This is a genomic window from Pseudomonas sp. NPDC089395 (assembly GCF_044749525.1).
GTDB lineage: Bacteria > Pseudomonadota > Gammaproteobacteria > Pseudomonadales > Pseudomonadaceae > Aquipseudomonas.
The window spans coordinates 331,177-349,917 of record NZ_JBIVID010000006.1 but is presented as its reverse complement, the minus strand read 5'-3'; the positions used below and the strand labels follow the sequence as shown (position 1 = coordinate 349,917).

The following is an 18,741-nucleotide window of genomic DNA, read 5'->3' as shown; positions in this document are numbered from 1 at the left end:
TTGCGGCGCAGGCTTTGTTCCCACGGCAACACCCAGCCACGGCCGAGCACGCTGTCCACGCTGAGGTCGCTGGCGTAGAAGCGCGACCACTCGATCGGCATCAGGCCCGGCAGGCTGAAGTCGATTTCATCGGGAATTACTTTGCGCCCGGTAGTCAGGTCGACCGGGTTGCCGACCAGGCCGCCAATGGCCCTGCGCGCCACCGGTTCGACCACGTAGCGGCTGGCGACTTCGCCAGCGACAAAGCCGGCGGTGAACTTCAGGGCGCAGGGCATGACCGCTTTCATGCCGGCCTGGGTGCCGGCCTTGATCAGCTGGGCGATACCGCCTGCGGCGCCAGCGATGGCCATCAGCACGTCCACGGTGGTACGCAGCCACTGAGGAATTTCATCGTCCACCGGCAGGTAGCGGTACGTACCACCACCGATGATGACATTGCCCGAACCACCGGAAATGGTCGCGCCGCAAGTCAGCTTGTCGCCCTTGCGCGCCGCCGCGACGCTGTTGATGAAGACGTTGGTCGAGCCCTCAGCGATCTGCACCGGCCCTGGGTGCTTGTCGCAGGCGCCGATGCTCTTCTCGACGCGGGCGGCCTTGCGGCTGTTGATGAAGACGTTGGGTGAGGCAGTCGTGATCGTCCCTGAGGGGGATGAAAACATACTGCCTATCGCCTCTCCGGCAGCGGTCAGCAAGCTGCCTCCGATGCCTGCCGCAAGGCCAGCGAGCAACGCCACGCCGAACCCGCAGGTGAAGGTGGCGATGGCCACCGTGGCCACCAGCGCAATCCCTAAGGCAGCTCCGATCAGGAAGCCCCCCAGTGCGCTGGTGTGCGATATCTCGTCGCCGAACCTGGCCGCTTCGAACATGAGGGGTTACTCCTGTTCGCCGGGCTCGGCGTTGGCTACGACCGGGTTGCGCGGGGTAAAGCTGGCCAGCAGGTTGTCCCAGTCCTGGTTCTGCTGGGCGCTGAAGTCGGCCTGGGCGGTGGTGGAGAAGATCAGTGCACGCCCGGGGCTGATGATGAAAGCCGCCTGGCGCTGGTACAGCGGGCGGCCCTGGTTCAGGTAATAGGCGTCGATCTGGATGCCGGGGATGGGCGCTGTTGCCGACAGCGACACGGCCTTGTTGCCCAGCCGGGTGTAGCCGCGCAGCTTGGAGGTGAGCATCTTGATCTGCCGCTCCACGTACGCCTGCAGTGCTTCGTCCGGTAGCAGCGTGTCGCGGGAGATGGTGATGCTCAAGGGCGCGGGAACACTGGCGCCCAGAACGAACATGTTGACCGTGCGGTCCTCGAAACCTGCTGGCAGCGCAATGCCGCCTTCCTGCAACTCGTAGTCCATGCGATGAAAATTCCTGATAGCAAAAAACGTTGGGGTCAGCGCAACGCGAGTCTTTCGAGCATGAGGTCGAACTCCACCAGCCACAGGCTCAGGCTCGGTCTGGTCGGGTCGATCACGCAGGAAATATCCAGCCATTGCAGCGTGTTGCTGCCTTCGATGGGCACCAGCGCGCCCACCAGGCGACCGTGTCGCGGTTCATGGCCGGCATTGAAGTGAAAATCCAAGGCTTTGGCCGCGCTGCCTGCCAGGTGACAGTCGCGCTGACGAATCACGCGCAGTTGCGGATTCGATTCGCGCAGGGCGAGGATCGCGGCCTCGAACAGTTGCTCCAGGGTCTGCCCGGCACGCACATCGCGGCGGCGGATCTGCAGGGTGACTGGCTCGCCTTCATGTTCGAGGGTGGTCTGGATGTCGCAAAAGCGGAAACCCACCGGGAATTGCAGGTTGAAACCGGCAAAGCTGAAACCGCTGGGCACGTCCTGCAGCGCGACAGGTTCCGGTGTCGGCTCGGGCACTGGCTCCAGCACCTTGGCGGCCTCTGCGAGCTTCGCCAGGCGATCTGCTTCTTCCTGGGCTTCGCGCTTGGCAGAGATGCGGTCGTAGATCGAGGTCCGCCTCATCGTCATCGGCCTCAGTCGTTGATCCGCACGGCAGCGCCGGTGATCTGCGTGGTATCGGTACTGGTGGTGGTGATCACCTTGCCTTTGATCGAAATACCTTCCGGGGTCAGCGTGATGCTGCTGTCGCCCACCTGCAGGATGATGTGCTGCTTGGCGGCCACCTGAATGAACTGGTTGTCGACCTGAAGGGTGTAGGAGCCTTCGGTCACGTGCACCACGGTGTCCTTCTTGACCGTTTCGGTATGCGCACCACCGACAGTGATCGTCCGGTTGTTCCCCACATCATGGGTCTCATCCAGCTCGATCTCGGTATCCATGTTGCGCTCGGCATGCATGATGATCTGCTCGGCGCCGGCCTTGTCCTCGAAGCGGAAGAAGTTGGCCGTACCGCCGTCGCCCTTCATCGACCGGGTCAGGAAGCCACTCTGGGTCTTGTTCGCCGGCAACGCCCAGGGCGGGGTGTTGGTGCTGTTGTACAGGCTACCCATGATCAGCGGGCGGTCGGGGTTGCCGTCGAGGAATACCACCACCACTTCGTCGCCGACACGGGGGATCTGGATGCTGCCGAAGCCGCCGCTGGCGCCGGACTGGGCGACGCGGACCCAACAGGAGCTGTGGTCGTTGAACTGGCCCTGGCGGTCCCAGTGGAACTGCAGCTTCACCCGGCCCAGCTCGTCGGTGAAGATCTCTTCACCGGGCGGGCCGACGACGATGGCGGTCTGCGGGCCGTTGATCAATGGCTTGCGGGTGCTCAGTTGCGGGCGGTAGGCGATCTTCTTGCGCACGCAGACGAAACGGTTCAGGTAACCGGCCTGGTCGCCCGTCATGTAGTTGTTGCTGCCGCGGTGCTCCACGCTCAGCAGCAGGAACTGACGGTTCTCGGCATCGCCCATGTCGTGGGCGTAGTGCTGGGTGAGTTCGAAGGTGTAGCCGGGCTTCATGGCCCGGCAGTTGCTGTCTCCGTAGAAGGTCTTGCCCATCAACTCGAGCGCTTCGATACGGTTGCGCACCATGGCTTCGCCGTCTTCGTAGGTGCCGTGGGTGTATTGCCCCGGGAAGTCGTAGACCTCGAACTGGTCCACGTCGCCCTGCTCGTTGAGGCTTTGCATGGTCACCGGGAGGAAGTTGCGCGGCTGGCGATAGTCGAAGGTGCGAACGGCGATCTTCCCGGACTGCAGCTGCCTGGATGCCTGCCACTGGGTGATCGAGTCGGCGGTTTCGGTCACCGACGCGGAGTGGAAGCGGATCTGCGGTTGTTCGGGCAATGGCACCAGGGTGCTGGAGTCATCGGTGATGACCATCAGGTGCGAGTCGGCGGTGTGCTCGAAGTAATAGAACAGCCCTTCGTTCTCCAGCAGGCGCTGGACGAAATTGAAGTCGCTTTCGCGGTACTGGGTGATGTAGCTGTGCGACCTGAGCGGTTTGCTCAGGCGAAATTCGTACTTGGCCAGTGAGCCGAAGCCGGCGAACACTTCACTGACGACGTCCTGTACCGTTTTTTCCTGGAAGATCCGCGTGTCGAAGCGGCAGGTCAGCATCCACAGCCATGGCCCCAGCACGGCGGCGTAGCGCACATAGCCGCCATCGCTGCCCTGGGTACTGAAGCGGTTGATGTAACCGTTGACATGGCGGTAGGAACCGTCGGCCAATTCGATTTCAACGGTGGCCGGGCTGCCAATCAGGGATTTGAGCTTTACGTCGCTCTGCTGGCTGAGCAGCGCCAGGTCGAACTCGTAGAGCTTGGACAAGGCTTCGCTGCCCGAGAAGTGCTCGAGCAGAAACTCGTCGTTGGCACTCTGCGACAGGATATTGAGCTTGAACAGGCGCCTGTTCTGGGGCGCGAGCATGGAAAGAACGTCGGTCAACATAAACTACTCCCTGTCAGTTGCGAACATCAGCGTGCCCGGACGGCGAACAGCCTGCCCAACCACGAGGCAGCACGCATGCTCTGAATAGTTTCAATATCCATGAATGTGTATTGACGGTTTTCCTTCGCTTCGCGCGCTTTCAGCTCTCTGAGTGCACTGATCTTGTCACGATTGTAAAACACCATGAACACGGACATTAGCGCAAAGAAGTAGATCAGCCCAGTGGCCGGCACGTCATGGCTTTTCATCAGCGGATAGATCACGCTGCTCAAGCCCGCCGCCAAACCCGCCTGCCACCACTGAACTTTCTGGGGCGGCTCGATGGATTCCACGCGTTGCCCTTTAAAATGGAGAATATCGCTTTTACTGCGCCAGTAATAAGCCACTGCGTAGGCCAACAACACCAGCACGACGGGCGCGAGCCCTAACATCACAGAAGTCGCCGCTCCCAACTTCATTTTCTTGTAGGTAACCCCCAGTATCAGCATCGATGCGAACATGGGTGCAACCGACATATTGAAGAACATGCGCAAATTCGCGAAACTTACAAAGTGCTCACTGCGGTAAGCACAATTGATGCACCACAGCGTCATAGTGATAATGATCAGGATCGCCGGCACCGCCATGAATGGCGGCGCCACGCCGGTCATCATCAGGGCCAATATCACGACCAGCAGCCACACCGACCAGATTTTTTTAAAGAAACGTTCTGTGGTAAACATTTATTCCTTACCCGTCAAGAAATTACCCAGGGTAGTGCCCAGCCCCGAAAAATCGTCACTCATGAAAAACTGAACTGCCAAACCCGCACCCAAAGAGAAGGCAATTACGGCTACAGCCGGCCCTGTCAGCCCGCCGACCAATACCCCGACACCGAAGGCCAATGCATTGGTTGGCTGGGTATAAGCCGACTTCTGAAAGAACTCCGAGACACTTTTTGCCTCCGTCGCATCCAGGTAAGCCTGGGGGCCGAACGCCAATGCGCCGCCTAATTTGGCCCCCGTCAGTACTTTGCCTACACCACGGCTGCTGTACCCGGCCGAGTCAATATGGGCAGTTGCACGCATCGCCTTGGCGGTATTGAAAGCAGCCACATGCAGGTTACTGCCCCGACCGGGCAGCCTGTACAAACTTGCCTGGCTATTGGCGGGTATTTCGAAGTAGAGGTTTGCGCCCATGCGCACCAGTTTCAGGCGCCCTTTCATGGCCCTGGCGGCAGACACACTGCCGGGTTTGCCACGTGACGCTGCCCACTTCTTCAGTTTGCCGCGCGTGGCATCCGTCATGTTCAGCAGGTTTTCAACTTTGGTGGCTTTGGATGCGGCATGGCCTAGCGCAGCAACGTTGGCAAGCGTGCCGGGTAAATTTGCAGTTGAAAATAATAGTGACCCTACGACTGGAATCTTCTCGGCCTTCTCCTTGATGGCCAGCAGTTCATCCGCGGCAAAACGCCCGGATTTTTCCATTTTTGCAATCAGGCTATAAAGTAACTGCGCGTATTCCTCGGCTTCGTCAGCACTCAATTGCGTTTCGGACGACTGAAGTTCTGCGACAAGAAACTCGGCGGCACTCATGTCATCAGCCGAATAAAGGCCGCCTACATCCATCCTGGCGTAGGTTCTCGCGGCTACAACACTTGGCCAAGGCAAGTCGCCTTGCCCAAGGAGGCCGTCTTGCCCGCCGGTGCCCATCGGGTCGGCTGCGGTACAGGGATAGATTCTGTTCACGCCGCCCTCCGTGCTGCTCGCTGAGGGGCGTGGGCGTGAAGACAAATGGCGGCAGCGTAGGTGCCTGCTGGCGGAGAAAGCTCCATGCTCACTGAAATCCTTGTCAAAAATCCTGCTTGCGCGACTTGCGCACTTCGGCCCACCAATCAGGCCCTGCGACCTATGCGGCCAAGCAAAGTTCCCAATAACACCAGAAAATGCCAAACAGATCACAAATGGATTTGTCGGCAGCGCTATGAAGGGCGCAGGAAACACCGGAATGCGCGACGCTGTCAACTATGAATAACACTCGATGGCATCATAATGCCATCAACTAGCTTTTGTATTAGCCATTATGAACGAGATGGCATTGCGCCATCTTTTGTCTATGCATCAATACTTATCAAGGACTGTCACAGGCGTAATTTCAACAATGACCAAACATCAACCCCATGCGTTTCACGAGCGTTCACCACAGTTGTTTCGTCTCGTGACACTCTCCACTGGTATTTTCACAGGTATTTTAGGTTTACTTTCAGCCTATTGGCTGGTACACGATGTATTCCCGTTAGTAGGCAGAATGTATAGAAATGCACCCATCGTGGTAACCCCGTACCTAGGGTTCATGCTCATCGCCATGTGCACGGTCAGCCCAATACTTGTAATCACCTCAGCGTACGCATGCTGGCATGCAAAGAAGTTTGATCCTCCCTCCAACACCCATCTATTCCGTTTTCAGCACAATTCTTATAGATTGACACTGTGGTCAATAATTTACATAGCGCCTGCGCTTGCGCTACTAGTGACACTAGGCTTGTGGGCCAAAGGTTACACGCCCTGCCAAAAATTGCTGATTTCGGGATCTGCCTGGCAGGTGTACTGGGTCAATGATGAACGGTATTGCTTCAAGCCTGACTCGTATACCACTGACGGCTGGCCTTGCGAGCGCATGGGTGATAAAAATGCCTGCATCCAGGTTGATGGGCGCCAGTAATTCTAATTTGGGCGCGTACCGCGACCTTGAGGCTGCCTACGCCTCGTTTTACGCAACGCTCATCGACGGCCAAAGCTCGACGGCTTTGTTTCATGTTTATTAGATTGCAGAACAATCGGCCAATGGCTTGAAGATTCGCCTGCCAGGGGAATAATCTTGTAGCAATAGGTGACAGCTGAATGCTTTCGAGCGCTCACCTGTCATCTTCCCACCCCTGAGGCGAAACCTCCACGTATCTTGACTACGAACCTCGACGCCCCCTGATGGCGAATAGCCTGCCTAGCCAGGACTCGGCCCTCATTGCCTGAATACGCTCGATATCCATGAAAGTGAAACGTCGCTTTTCACGCATTTCCCGCGCCTTCAACTTTCTGAGCGCCGTGATGTTGTCACGGTGATAGAAGATCATGAACAGGGATAGAAAAACGAATACGTAGATCAAGCCGGTCATAGGCACACCATGGCTTTTCATCAACGGATAGGCCACGCTGCCGAGACCAGCCGACGCACCAGCCTGCCACCATTGAACCGCTTGCGCAGGCTCGTTGGACTCCACACGGTTACCCTGAAACTGCAGCGCGCTGCTCTTGCCAGGCCAGTAATAAGCCAACGTGTATGCCAACAGTGCCAACACGAGAGGTGCAAGCCCCATCACAAGAGAGGTCAATGCATTCAACTTCATTTTCTTGTAGGTAAGCATAAGCGTAACCATCGTTGCGAAGAGCGGCGAGTACGCCAAGTTGAAAAACATGCGTAGATTGGCGTAATTCACAAAACGCTCGGTCCGGTAGGCACACTCGATGCACCACACGGTCATCGCGATGACAGCGGCAACCGCTGGAATGGCCAGTAGTTTTGGACCTGCCCCAGCGATGAACACCGAGAGCATTACAATCAAAAACCATGCGGCCCCAATCTTGGTGAAGAACCGATCTGTGGTAAACATAAGCCTAATCATCGCCTCTCAAGAAATCACCGAGGCTCGTTCCCCGGCCCGTCACATCGTCACCCATGACCAAGTGAGCCGCTAAGCCCGCGAATCAGCCCATCAATGGCTGTCGTATGCCAGCTCGTCGAGCTCATCACCTTGAGGCGATGCCTCGAACAGCCGGGTCGCCAACCCCCGAATATGCTGCGCCCAGGCCACCCTGGCCACCCACTCCGGCGGCATTCCCGACACCCCATACAACGCCCCGGCAATTTGCCCCGCCGTGGCCGCCACGCTGTCAGCATCGTCGGCAAGGTTCGCGGCCAGCAGTATCGCGTCCCTGAAATTATCGGTGTGCCAAACGGCCCACAGCGCGGCTTCGAGCGTGTCTATCACATAACCGGAAGAGCGAATCTGCTCGCGTGACTTGAGCTTGTATTCGCCGGCATTGATGATCCTGGCCCGAGGCAGCAGTGGCCGCACTTTCGGCGCCAACGCTTCGTGCTTGTCGGCGCCATTGAGCGCCAGATGCAACTGGGCGCCGAACAGGCTGCAGCAGTCCAGCACCTCCTGGGTGGCATGGGTGACCCTGCTCTGCGTCGCACTTTCGCGCCAGGTTGCCGAGAGCGAATGGCGGCGGAAAATGGCCGTTGGCGCAAGCCTGATCAACGACCCGTTGCCTGCAGCAGAGGGTTCAAGATTCACCGGCCCTGCAAGGCCCTGTGTCTCCCAGCTTTCAAGTGCGCTGCGGGTGACATTGCCGATATCGAAACAGCGGCCATTGACGCTGTTCTCGCCCCGGCGATACCAGCGCACCAATGCATCGGCGAACCCAGCGAAATCGAACGTGCCGTGGGTTACGTAGGTATCCGCCAGGCACAGCGCCATGCTGGTGTCGTCGGTCCACTCGCCAGGTGTCAGGCGAAACGGCCCACCGCCGACCATGTCGTCAACCCGCCCCACATCACGGCGCTGGAATTCCAGCGTGGTGCCCACCGCATCACCAATCGCCAACCCCAGCAGTGCGCCTTGCGCGCGGTCGAGCGCCTGGTCCTGTGATAACGTGCAGGGCCGGTCGTTGAGCCAGGCGGGTTTCACGCGAGGCAGCCTGGGGGCGTCGGGCTTGAGCATGTAGTCCATGCGCTGCAGCAACTGCGGCGATGGCTCGGGGTACAGGTGGTTGTAACGCTGCGCGTATTCGCTCAGGGTTGCATCCGGGCTTCTGAGGTCGATCATGCGGATTCCTTGCATTGGGTGGTCTCGTCCGTGCACCTATTCTGCGCACCCCTGCGGTAACCTAGCAACGACGCTAACCAAGCAAGGAACGCTGAGGTCACCGTGAGGAATCATCCCGAACTCCATGTCAGATCCCCTCTTCTCTTCAGGTTGATGGCCATCGGCTTCGCCCTCTGCATGCTTGCCGTGGGGGCGCTTGGCGTTTATGTGCTGTGGACGGAGATCGTGCCGCTCTATGGCCGCCTCTACCGCAATGCGCCGGTCGTGGAAACGCCGCTCAAGGGCTTCTTCGTAATCGCCGGAATTGCGCTGACACCCTTGATGATCGTGGCCTGCGCAATCGCTGCGTGGACCGGGCAGAAGTTCGACCCACCCAAGACTTCGTGGCTCTACGGGTTTCAGTTGCGCTCGCTGCAGTTGACGTTGGTGATGATGGCCTGCCTCGCCCCGGGGATGATCGCGCTGACCACGGCCACGCTTTCGGCGAAGGGCTACTGGTCTTGCCCGAAGCTGCGGATCTCGGGGTCCGGCTGGCAGATGTTCTGGGTGAACGATGAGCGCGTGTGCTTCACGCCGGATTTCTACATCAACGACCATTGGCCGTGCAAAAGAGTCGGCGAGAAGGACATCTGCATTCAGGTCGATGGCAGATAGTCTCGATGATGACCCTTGGCTGCTTCAGTGGCAGTTCCGGCCCTATCGCCGGCAAGCCGGCTCCCACAGGTATCTCGCAGTATTCAAAATCGGCGCCGTACATGTGGGAGCCGGCTTGCCGGCGATAGGGCCGTGACTGACACAACCAATCGCCAGAACCTGCGCACTCAGCGCGCCCTATTCCGTCGCATTGCCATCATTGGATGGCCTATTGCCAAGCCCCAACCGAAGTTTCCCAAGCAACTCAAAATGCGACCCACATCACCTTTCCAAAAATAATTTCTCAGCAATTTCGTCGGTCATTTGCCCCGCCAAAAACCCTGTCACTACGGGGCTTACCCCCTGATTTTCGCGCGCTCAACCGCCAGCCGATAGCAATGCGACACCATTGCGCCCGTTCACAAAACAGGGAAAAAATCGGCGACTTCGCTGGAACTTCTCCGACTGCGAACTGCCCTACACGGCATTGCTGGCAACACGCTATTCATGTGCCAGCACCCAGTTTCAGGTCCGCGCCAACGGCGTTACGGGACGAACACAAAGCTTCATGGACGATTTACCGATGACACAGACGTTTGACGTCGAAGCACTGATCAAGCTGCGTAGCCAGACGCGGGCTATTTCCGATGCGCTCAAGGCGCAGGCGTCGGATTACCTCGCCACCGTGGCCCCGCTGATCCGTCCGCAAACGTTGTTCGGCGAATACCTGCAGGGCGCGCAACGCAGCAGCGGGCGCGAAACCCAGGGCCACTTCCAGTCGCTCATCGAACTCTACGAGCGCATCGGCTGCGCCGCGCCTTTCCAGCTGGTCAGCGCGCTGGACGTGCCGCTCAACCTCATCAGCACCACCCCCGAACTGTTCCCGCTCGAATACGACAAGGTCCTGGCCCAGAACGGCCAGGTCATCCGCATCACCAGCCCAGTGCGCTGGGTGGTCGGCTTCCAGGGCTTCGAGCTTGCGCGCTTTCGCGCCGTCATCAACGACCCCAATCGCAGCAGCGCCGAGCTGTACCGCTTCGTGGTGCACTACCTGGTGCTGTTCTACTGCCTGAGCAAGTCGCCCGGCCTTGGCCGGCTGTTCGAAGGCCTGCGCTTCGGCCTGAGCTTCGAGCGACTCAAGGGCCTGGGCGACCTGCCGTTCTGCGTCATCAGCGCGCCGGTGCGTTCGGAACTGCCCGACGATTCGGTCATCCGCAGCAGCACGCAGATTGCCGGCAACACCAGCTTCGAAGAGCTGGTGGGGCGCGACAACATCCTGGAAATGAACGACGAAATCCGTCAGCGCCTGCTGCTGACGATCGAAGGACTGTAACGCGCGTGCCCGTTACCGGGCCGCGCCAAGATTCGCAGCGAATTGCTCGCATTGGAGATCACGATGGCGAAGAAGGAAAGCACCCAGCACAAACTCGACCGCGTTCGCGCGCCACGGGTCCACATCACCTATGACGTGGACATCGGCGATGCGCTGGAGAAAAAGGAACTGCCCTTCGTCGTCGGCGTGCTGGGTGATTTCTCCGGCAACCCACTGGAGCCCTTGCCCAAGCTCAAGGATCGCAAGTTCGTCTACATCGACCGCGACAATTTCAACGGCGTGCTCAAGGGCATCAAGCCGCGCCTGACCTACCGCGTCGACAACACCCTGGCCAAGAACGGCACCCAGCTGGGCGTCGAGCTGAACTTCAACAGCCTGGAAGACTTCGAGCCGCAGAACGTGGTCAAGCAGGTCGAGCCGCTGCGCAAGCTGCTGGAAGTGCGCAACAAGCTGGCCGACCTGCGCAACAAGATGGGCGGCAACGACAAGCTCGAAGAGCTGCTGATGGATGTGCTGCAGAACACCGAGAAGCTGAAAACCCTGGGCAAGGAATTCGGTCGCGAGGCCGCCGTCCCCGCCACCGACGGCAACGAGTAAGCAGGAGCCAGACGATGACCGACAAACAAGCACTCCCTCAGCAGGACACCGACCTGGTCGAAGTGGAAAACTTCGCCCCGCAGGCCTCGCTGCTCGACAGCATCATCTCGCAAAGCCGCGTGGCCCGCTCCGACACCGAGCGCAGCCGCACCCGCGACCTGATCGGCGAACTGGTCAACCAGGTGCTCGAAGGCGAAATGACCCCGAGCAAGGACCTGATCGCCGTGCTCGACGCGCGCATCGCCGAGATCGACTCGATGCTCTCCGAGCAGATGAACGAGATCATGCACGCCCGTGAATTCCAGCAGTTGGAAGCCTCCTGGCGCGGCCTGAAGTACCAGGTCGACCAGACCGAAACCAGCTCCACGCTGAAGATCCACCTGCTCAACGCCTCCAAGAAAGACCTGGTGCGCGACCTCAAGGCCGCCAGCGAATTCGACCAGAGCGCGCTGTTCAAGAAAGTCTACGAAGAAGAGTACGGCACCTTCGGTGGCGCGCCGTTCGGCATGCTGATCGGCGACTACGAGTTCAACCGCAACCCCGAAGACATGTACCTGCTCGAAGAGATCTCGCACGTGGCCGCCGCGGCCCACGCGCCGTTCATTTCGGCAGCCTCGCCCGAGCTGTTCGGCTGGGACTCGTTCACCGACATGTCCGGCCCGCGTGACCTGGCGAAGATCTTCGACACCGTCGAGTACGCCAAGTGGAAGTCGTTCCGCGCCTCGGAAGACTCGCGCTATGTCGGCCTGACCCTGCCCCACGTGCTCGGCCGCCTGCCCTATGGCCCCGAAACCACGCCGGTGGAAGAATTCAACTTCGTCGAAAGCGTCGACGGTCGCGACCACAACAAGTACCTGTGGATGAACGCCGCCTACGCCCTGGGCACCCGCGTCACCGACGCCTTCTCGCGCTACGGCTGGTGCGTGGCGATCCGCGGCGTGGAAGGCGGTGGCCTGGTCGAAGGTCTGCCGACCCACACCTTCAACACCGACGACGGCGAAATCGCCCTCAAGTGCCCGACTGAAATCGCCATCACCGACCGCCGTGAGAAAGAGCTGTCGGACCTGGGCTTCATCCCCCTGGTGCACTGCAAGGGCACCGACTACGCCGCCTTCTTCGGCACCCAGTCGACGCAGAAGCAGAAGCAGTACAACACCGACATCGCCAACGCCAACGCACGCCTGTCGGCGCAGCTGCAGTACATCTTCGCCACCTCGCGCATCGCCCACTACATGAAGGCGATCATGCGCGACAAGATCGGCAGCTTCGCCTCGCGCATGGACGTCGAGCGCTTCCTCAACCAGTGGCTGGCCAGCTACGTGCTGCTCGACGACACCGCAAGCCAGGAGGCCAAGGCCAAGTTCCCGCTGCGTGAAGCCCGCGCCGAAGTGTTCGAAGTGCCGGGCAAGCCGGGCGTGTACAAGGCGGTGACCTACCTGCGGCCGCACTACCAGCTCGACGAACTGACCGCCTCGCTGCGCCTGGTCGCCGAACTGCCACAAGGCGCCCGCGGCTGACCGGCCCCGTGTGTACAGGGATGACACATGAGTAACCAGGCCCGCCTGCTGCCCTCGCTGCTTGACCGACTGCTGGACGACCGTCCGTACCAGTCGGCCGAGCCTGCCGTGCAGCGCACCTGCTCGCTGGCCGAGTACAAGGCCAGCATCGTGCGCGACCTGGAGGTGCTGGTGAATACCCGCCAGTCCCTGGTCGCCGAGGCGCTCGACGGCTTCAGCCAACTCGGTGGTTCCATCCTTGAATACGGCATGCCCGACTTCATCAGCCGCAGCGTGCTCGACCCGCAGGATCGCCGGCTCATCCAGCAACAGCTGGAGCGGGCGATCAGCACCGGCGACCGGCGCTTTCGCCGGGTACGCGTACAGCTGCTGGCCCAGCAGAACGGCCACCGCATGTTGACCTTCCGGGTAGACGCCGTGCTGCGTCTGCAGGACATCAGCCGCCAGGTGTCGTTTGACGCCGTGCTGCAGGTCAACACCCAGGAATACAAAGTGCAGAACCTCAACTGATGCTCGACGAACTGCTGCCCTACTACGAAAAGGAACTGTCGCACCTGCGCTTCCTCGGCCAGGAGTTTGCTGCGCAGTACCCGAAAATCGCTTCGCGGTTGCTGATCGAGGGCGACAACTGCGAGGACCCGCACACCGAGCGCCTGATCGAGGCGTTCTCGTTCCTGTCGGCGCGGGTGCATAAAAAGCTCGACGACGAGTTCCCGGAAATCGTCGAGTCGTTCCTTGAGGTCCTGTACCCGCACTACCTGCGCCCTACCCCGTCGATGTCGATCGCCGAGCTGAGCCTGGGCAAGCACGAGAAAGTCACCGAAGCCTACCGCGTGGCCCGGCACACCGAGATGCATGCCAACGCCGTCGAGGATGTGGTGTGCAAGTTCCGCACCTGCTACCCCGTCGAGCTGTGGCCCATCGCGGTGCAGCAGGCATCCTTCGCCGAAATGGAACGCTCGGCCTTCAATGGCCACAGCGCCGACCTGGTGGCGCAACTGCGCATTCGCCTGGACGCTACCGGTGACGCCCTGTTCGGCCAGATGCAAATCGACCGCCTGCGCTTCTTCCTCGATGGCGAAGCGACGCTGATGCTGCAGCTCTACGAACTGCTGTTCAACAACCTGGCCAAGGCTACCCTGAGCTTCCAGGACGACGGCCGCCAGCGCGAAGTCGCCCTGCCGCGCGATGCCTTGAAGGCCGTGGGCTATGCCCGCGACGAAGGCCTGGTGGACTACTCCGAACGCTCGTTCCTCGGCTATCGCCTGCTGCACGAGTACTTCACCTTCCCTGACAAGTTCATGTTCTTCGACCTCACAGGTTTCGCCCGCATCCTGCAGGGCAAAGCCGTCAAGCAGGTGGAGGTCAACTTCTACTTCAACGACTACGACCTCAGCGAGCGCCTGGCGCGGCTGACCCAGAACATTGGGCGCAACAACTTCAAGCTCAACTGCACGCCGATCATCAACCTGTTCCGCCAGCAGGGCGAGCCGATCAAGCTCACCCATACCCAGCACGAATACCCGGTCACCCCGGGCATTCGCCTGCACAACGCAGCGGAAGTGGTGTCGATCGACCGTGTGCGGCGCGTGCGCAAGCTCGGCGGCATCGACCAGGTCGGCACCTGCCAGCCGTTCTTCGAACCGCGCGGCGAGCAAGACCCGCACAACAGCTTCTGGATCGCCCGTCGGCGCAACCAGGGTGATGCCACGGCCATGAGCATCCGCGTGGTCGACCGCGACCTGGAGCTGATCGACGCCAGCAACGACACCCTGAGCATCAGCCTTACCTGCAGCAACCGCGATGTCCCCTTGATGCTGCCGTTCGGTGGCGAGCATGGCGATTTCAACATCCCGGCCAACTCGGTGATCAAGGACATCCGCTGCCTGCGCAAGCCCACCGCCACGGTGCGCGTGCCCCTGGGCAAGGGCCTGATCTGGCGGTTGATCGCGCACCTGTCGCTCAACCACCTGTCGCTGGTCAGCCAGGGCCGCGAAGTGCTGCTCGAACTGCTGTCGCTGTACAACTACCGCAACGTGTCGGCCATCCGTAAACAGATCAACGGCATCAAGGCCATCAGCAGCGAGCCGGTGGTCGCCCGTATCGGCCACCCGCGGCCGAACTTCGTACGCGGCGTGGGCATCACCCTGACCTTCGACGAAAGCCAGTTCACCGGCAGCGGTGTGTTCCTGTTCGGCATGGTGCTGGACCACTTCTTCGGGCAGTACTGCTCGATGAACAGCTTCACCCAATTGTCACTGCGCTCCCAACAACGAGAAAAGAGAGTCGTCCAATGGCCAGCACGTACTGGCGATCAGCCCCTGGTCTGATCGATCAGGCCAGAGCCGAGCCGCACCGATTCGAATTCTTTCAATTGGTGCGCCTGCTCCGCCTGCACTACAGCCGCACCGGGCGCATGGACCTGGCAACCCGGCCGCACGAAGACCCGCTGCGTTTTCGCACCCAGCTGTCGCTGGCGTTTCCGGCCAGCGAAGTCAGCGACCTGCACTTCGAGCGCGAAGGCAAGGTGTCGCCGGCCGGGCTGCCGCTGTCGGAAGTGCAGGTGACCTTCATGGGGCTGGTCGGGCCGTCGGGCGTGCTGCCGCGCCCGTACACGGAGCTGCTCCTGGAGCGCCACGTGCAGTACCGCGACGATGCCGCCCATGCGTTTCTCGACATCTTCTCGCACCGCATGACCACGCTGTTCTACGAAGCCTGGCAGAAGTACAAATTCCACATCGAGCACGAGCGCAACGGCACCTCGCGCTTCGATGGCTACCTGCTCAACCTGGTGGGCCTGGGCCCGCGTGCCCAGGCGCTGAAGTTCGAACAGCCCGCGCCACCGCTGCGCCGTGAGCTGTTCAGCTACTTTGCCGGCCTGCTCAGCCAGAAGCCGCGCAACGCGCTGAACCTGGAACGCATGCTCGGCTTCTATTTCGGCCTGCCGATCCAGGTCAAGCAGTTCGCTGGCCGCTGGCTCAACCTGCAGCCCGAACAGTGCACTCAGCTCGGGCGCAAGAATGCCCAGCTCGGCCACAGCGCCGTGGCCGGCAACCGGGTGTGGGACTACCAGTCGTGCATTCGTATCGAACTGGGTCCGTTGGCGCTGGCCGATTACCAGCGCTTCCAGCCGGGCACCGAGGACTACCTAAAGCTCGTCGAGCTGGTGCGCTTCTATATAGGTGCAGAGCTGGACTTCGAAATCGCCCCTCGCCTCAAGCGCGAAGCGGTGCCGCGTGCCCAACTGGGCCGCAGCGGCAACGTCGCCCTGGGCTGGCTGGGCTGGCTCAAACGCCCTGGCCGTGACGCAGAACCCTCGCGTTGCGCCGTCTTCCACATTCCTTACGATGGGGTCGCCTTGTGAACCTGAAGTCTCTGTTCGCCAAGCTCAACGAAACCAGCCGCACGGCCACTGAAAGCGCGGCGGCCCTGTGCCTGTCGGAGCACCACTACGATGTCGAGGTGGAGCACCTGCTGCTGCAGCTGCTGGACAACAGCGACAGCGACCTGGCGCCGATCCTGCGCCACTACGACGTGGTCGCCGAGCGTCTGCAGGCGCAGCTGATCACCGCCCTGGGCACGTTCAAGAAGGGCAATACCCGCACGCCAGCGTTGTCACCGCACATCACTCGCCTCATCGAGCAGGCCTGGCTGCTGGCCTCGATCGAGTACGGCGTCGGCCAGGTACGCAGCGCGCACCTGCTGCAGGCCCTGCTCGACGATGCCGAGCTGCGCCGCGTGGTGATCGCTTCGGCCGCGGAGCTGGAGAAGGTCAACGCCGACGACCTGCGCCTGAACCTCACCGCCCTGGTCGAAGGCAGCGCCGAATCCAGGCTCGCCAGCCCGCTGGCCAGTCCGGCGGCAGCGCCGGCAGCTGCCGGCAAGCTCGGCGGCAAGACGCCAGCCCTGGACCAGTACACCGTCAACCTCACCCAGAGCGCGCGCGAAGGCCGCATCGACCCGGTGCTGGGCCGTGAGTTCGAGGTGCGGCAGATGGTCGACATCCTCACCCGTCGCCGCCAGAACAATCCGATCCTCACCGGCGAAGCCGGGGTTGGCAAAACCGCCGTGGTCGAAGGCCTGGCCCTGCGCATCGCCCAGGGCGACGTGCCGGCGGTGCTCAAGGATGTGGCCCTGCACACCCTGGACCTGGGCCTGCTGCAAGCCGGCGCCGGGGTAAAGGGCGAGTTCGAGAACCGCCTCAAGGCCGTGATCGAAGAGGTCAAGCGCAGCCTGCACCCGATCATCCTGTTCATCGACGAAGCCCATACCTTGATCGGCTCCGGCGGCCAGGCCGGGCAAAACGATGCCGCCAACCTGCTCAAGCCGGCCCTCGCCCGTGGCGAGCTGCGCACCATCGCCGCCACCACTTGGGCCGAATACAAGAAGTACTTCGAAAAAGACGCTGCCCTCGCCCGCCGCTTCCAGGTGGTCAAGGTCGAGGAGCCCGACGAAGACAAGGCCATCCACATGCTGCGCGGCCTGCTGGGCAAGATGCGCGAACACCACAAGGTGGCGGTGATGGACGAAGCCTTGGTGCAGGCCGTGCGCCTGTCCAACCGCTACATCACCGGCCGCCAGCTGCCCGACAAGGCCGTCAGCGTGCTCGACACCGCTTGCGCACGCATCGCCCTGGCCCAGTCGTCGCAACCCGGCGCGCTGGAAGACTGCCGCCGACACATCGAAAACCTGCAGGCGGAAATCGCCGTGCTCGACCACGAAGCCGGCAAAGGCCACGACCATGACCGTCGCCTGGGCGAGCTGCAGGCCGCCTTGCAGGCCGAGCAGCAGCAGGAACAGCGCCTGAACGAGCAGTGGCAGCAAGAACTGGCGCTGGTCGAACAGCTCAAGGCCCTGGACGCCGCCAACGACGCCGATGCCGCGCAGCTCAACGCCCTGCGCGCCGAACTTGGCCGTGTGCAAGGCGACCAGCCGCTGGTGCACGCCCTGGTCGACGCCGGCGCCATCGCCCAGGTCATCAGCGGCTGGACCGGCATCCCGCTGGGCAAGATGCTGCGTGACGAGATCGACACCGTGCAGCGCCTGCCGGCCCTGCTTGGCGAGCGCGTGCTGGGCCAGGACCATGCCCTGCACGAGATCGGCAAGCGCATCAAGATTTCCCGCGCCCGCATGGAAGACCCGAACAAGCCCATCGGCGTGTTCCTGCTGCTCGGCCCCAGCGGCGTCGGCAAGACCGAAACCGCGCTGGCCCTGGCTGACACCCTGTACGGCGGCGAGCGCAACCTGATCACCATCAACATGTCCGAGTACCAGGAAGCCCACACCGTCTCCAGCCTCAAGGGCTCCCCGCCCGGCTACGTCGGCTACGGCGAAGGGGGCGTGCTGACCGAAGCGGTGCGCCGTAAACCGTACAGCGTGGTGCTGCTCGACGAGGTGGAAAAGGCCCACCCCGACGTGCTCGAACTGTTCTTCCAGGTGTTCGACAAGGGTGTGCTCGACGACGGCGAAGGCCGCGAGATCAACTTCCGCAACACGGTGATCATCCTCACCTCCAACACCGGCACCGAACGCATCATGCAGACCTGCCTGAACGCCGAGACGCCGCCCACCCCCGAGGCCATCGTCGAAGGCCTGCGCGATGAGCTGAACCGGGTGTTCAAGCCGGCCTTCCTCGGCCGCCTGAGCATCGTGCCGTTCTACCCGGTGCAGGACCAGGTGCTCGAACGCATCGTCAGCCTGAAGCTTGCGCGCATTCGCAAACGTTTCGCCCGCAACCACCAGGCCGAGCTCTGCTACGACGAGGCCCTGGTCAAGGCCATCGCCGCGCGGTGCACCGAAGTCGACAGCGGCGCGCGCAACATCGACAACATCCTGTCGCGCACCCTGATGCCCGAGCTTGCCCAGCACGTGCTCGAGCGCATGGCCCAGGACGCGCCGATCGAGCGCTTGACGATCGAACTGGGCAGCGATGGCGATTTCGCCTATCGCCTGGCCTGAACACGTTTCCG

Annotated in this window: 16 protein-coding genes; 8 read left to right on the top strand and 8 right to left on the bottom strand. The window is 61.4% G+C overall.

Annotation, left to right across the window (positions count from 1 at the left end; genetic code table 11):
- The 8 genes from ACIPZG_RS16145 to tri1 all read right to left on the bottom strand — a co-directional run.
- The coding region (locus ACIPZG_RS16145; RefSeq protein ID WP_400715351.1) for a PAAR domain-containing protein at window positions 1-866 on the bottom strand (866 nt) is incomplete at its 3' end.
- A gap of 6 nt (window positions 867-872) precedes the next feature.
- A complete protein-coding gene (locus ACIPZG_RS16140) occupies window positions 873-1,340 on the bottom strand; it encodes a DcrB-related protein (protein ID WP_400715349.1) in 468 nt (155 codons plus the stop codon).
- Window positions 1,341-1,375: 35 nt separating this feature from the next.
- Entirely contained in the window at window positions 1,376-1,960 is a 585-nt protein-coding gene (locus ACIPZG_RS16135) for a hypothetical protein (protein ID WP_400639768.1), read from the bottom strand.
- An 11-nt stretch (window positions 1,961-1,971) separates the two neighbouring features.
- The gene (gene tssI, locus ACIPZG_RS16130) at window positions 1,972-3,828 is read right to left on the bottom strand and encodes a type VI secretion system tip protein TssI/VgrG (protein WP_400715347.1); all 1,857 of its coding nucleotides are present in this window, start codon (window positions 3,826-3,828) and stop codon (window positions 1,972-1,974) included.
- A 26-nt stretch (window positions 3,829-3,854) separates the two neighbouring features.
- A complete protein-coding gene (locus ACIPZG_RS16125) occupies window positions 3,855-4,550 on the bottom strand; it encodes a hypothetical protein (RefSeq protein WP_400639639.1) in 696 nt (231 codons plus the stop codon).
- Entirely contained in the window at window positions 4,551-5,519 is a 969-nt protein-coding gene (locus ACIPZG_RS16120; protein WP_400715367.1) for a hypothetical protein, read from the bottom strand. It lies immediately after the preceding gene.
- 1,250 nt (window positions 5,520-6,769) lie between these two features.
- Entirely contained in the window at window positions 6,770-7,474 is a 705-nt protein-coding gene (locus ACIPZG_RS16115; protein WP_400715345.1) for a hypothetical protein, read from the bottom strand.
- 102 nt (window positions 7,475-7,576) lie between these two features.
- Window positions 7,577-8,692: an ADP-ribosylarginine hydrolase Tri1 gene (gene tri1 / locus ACIPZG_RS16110; protein ID WP_400715343.1), complete on the bottom strand. Its 1,116-nt coding sequence runs from the start codon at window positions 8,690-8,692 to the stop codon at window positions 7,577-7,579.
- A gap of 102 nt (window positions 8,693-8,794) precedes the next feature.
- Here tri1 and ACIPZG_RS16105 point away from each other — a divergent pair, with 102 nt between their 5' ends.
- The 8 genes from ACIPZG_RS16105 (at window position 8,795) to tssH (ending at window position 18,730) form a co-directional block, all read left to right on the top strand.
- A complete protein-coding gene (locus tag ACIPZG_RS16105) occupies window positions 8,795-9,346 on the top strand; it encodes a hypothetical protein (protein ID WP_400639645.1) in 552 nt (183 codons plus the stop codon).
- A 562-nt stretch (window positions 9,347-9,908) separates the two neighbouring features.
- The gene (locus ACIPZG_RS16100) at window positions 9,909-10,658 is read left to right on the top strand and encodes a hypothetical protein (protein WP_400639646.1); all 750 of its coding nucleotides are present in this window, start codon (window positions 9,909-9,911) and stop codon (window positions 10,656-10,658) included.
- Window positions 10,659-10,721: 63 nt separating this feature from the next.
- Window positions 10,722-11,255 (top strand): type VI secretion system contractile sheath small subunit, encoded by a 534-nt coding sequence (gene tssB, locus ACIPZG_RS16095; RefSeq protein ID WP_008100185.1) that lies wholly within the window; start codon window positions 10,722-10,724, stop codon window positions 11,253-11,255.
- 14 nt (window positions 11,256-11,269) lie between these two features.
- The gene (tssC, locus tag ACIPZG_RS16090) at window positions 11,270-12,772 is read left to right on the top strand and encodes a type VI secretion system contractile sheath large subunit (protein WP_400715341.1); all 1,503 of its coding nucleotides are present in this window, start codon (window positions 11,270-11,272) and stop codon (window positions 12,770-12,772) included.
- Window positions 12,773-12,799: 27 nt separating this feature from the next.
- Entirely contained in the window at window positions 12,800-13,282 is a 483-nt protein-coding gene (gene tssE, locus ACIPZG_RS16085) for a type VI secretion system baseplate subunit TssE (RefSeq protein ID WP_400715339.1), read from the top strand.
- Window positions 13,282-15,102 carry a type VI secretion system baseplate subunit TssF gene (gene tssF / locus ACIPZG_RS16080; protein WP_400715337.1) on the top strand — a complete coding sequence of 607 codons (1,821 nt, stop codon included), beginning with the start codon at window positions 13,282-13,284 and terminating at the stop codon, window positions 15,100-15,102. The genes tssE and tssF overlap by 1 nt, the downstream gene beginning before the upstream one ends.
- The gene (tssG, locus tag ACIPZG_RS16075; RefSeq protein WP_400715335.1) at window positions 15,066-16,136 is read left to right on the top strand and encodes a type VI secretion system baseplate subunit TssG; all 1,071 of its coding nucleotides are present in this window, start codon (window positions 15,066-15,068) and stop codon (window positions 16,134-16,136) included. The genes tssF and tssG overlap by 37 nt, the downstream gene beginning before the upstream one ends.
- Window positions 16,133-18,730, top strand: a complete 2,598-nt coding sequence (gene tssH, locus ACIPZG_RS16070) for a type VI secretion system ATPase TssH (protein WP_400715333.1) — start codon at window positions 16,133-16,135, stop codon at window positions 18,728-18,730. The genes tssG and tssH overlap by 4 nt, the downstream gene beginning before the upstream one ends.
- Window positions 18,731-18,741: the final 11 nt, after the last annotated feature.

Coding starts and splice junctions, on each gene's coding strand:
- ACIPZG_RS16140 (WP_400715349.1), bottom strand. CDS start 1,340: ATGGACTACGAGTTGCAGGAAGGCGGCATTGCGCTGCCAGCAGGTTTC.
- ACIPZG_RS16135 (WP_400639768.1), bottom strand. CDS start 1,960: ATGAGGCGGACCTCGATCTACGACCGCATCTCTGCCAAGCGCGAAGCC.
- tssI (WP_400715347.1), bottom strand. CDS start 3,828: ATGTTGACCGACGTTCTTTCCATGCTCGCGCCCCAGAACAGGCGCCTG.
- ACIPZG_RS16125 (WP_400639639.1), bottom strand. CDS start 4,550: ATGTTTACCACAGAACGTTTCTTTAAAAAAATCTGGTCGGTGTGGCTG.
- ACIPZG_RS16120 (WP_400715367.1), bottom strand. CDS start 5,519: ATGGGCACCGGCGGGCAAGACGGCCTCCTTGGGCAAGGCGACTTGCCT.
- ACIPZG_RS16115 (WP_400715345.1), bottom strand. CDS start 7,474: ATGTTTACCACAGATCGGTTCTTCACCAAGATTGGGGCCGCATGGTTT.
- tri1 (WP_400715343.1), bottom strand. CDS start 8,692: ATGATCGACCTCAGAAGCCCGGATGCAACCCTGAGCGAATACGCGCAG.
- ACIPZG_RS16100 (WP_400639646.1), top strand. CDS start 9,909: ATGACACAGACGTTTGACGTCGAAGCACTGATCAAGCTGCGTAGCCAG.
- tssB (WP_008100185.1), top strand. CDS start 10,722: ATGGCGAAGAAGGAAAGCACCCAGCACAAACTCGACCGCGTTCGCGCG.
- tssC (WP_400715341.1), top strand. CDS start 11,270: ATGACCGACAAACAAGCACTCCCTCAGCAGGACACCGACCTGGTCGAA.
- tssE (WP_400715339.1), top strand. CDS start 12,800: ATGAGTAACCAGGCCCGCCTGCTGCCCTCGCTGCTTGACCGACTGCTG.
- tssF (WP_400715337.1), top strand. CDS start 13,282: ATGCTCGACGAACTGCTGCCCTACTACGAAAAGGAACTGTCGCACCTG.
- tssG (WP_400715335.1), top strand. CDS start 15,066: ATGGCCAGCACGTACTGGCGATCAGCCCCTGGTCTGATCGATCAGGCC.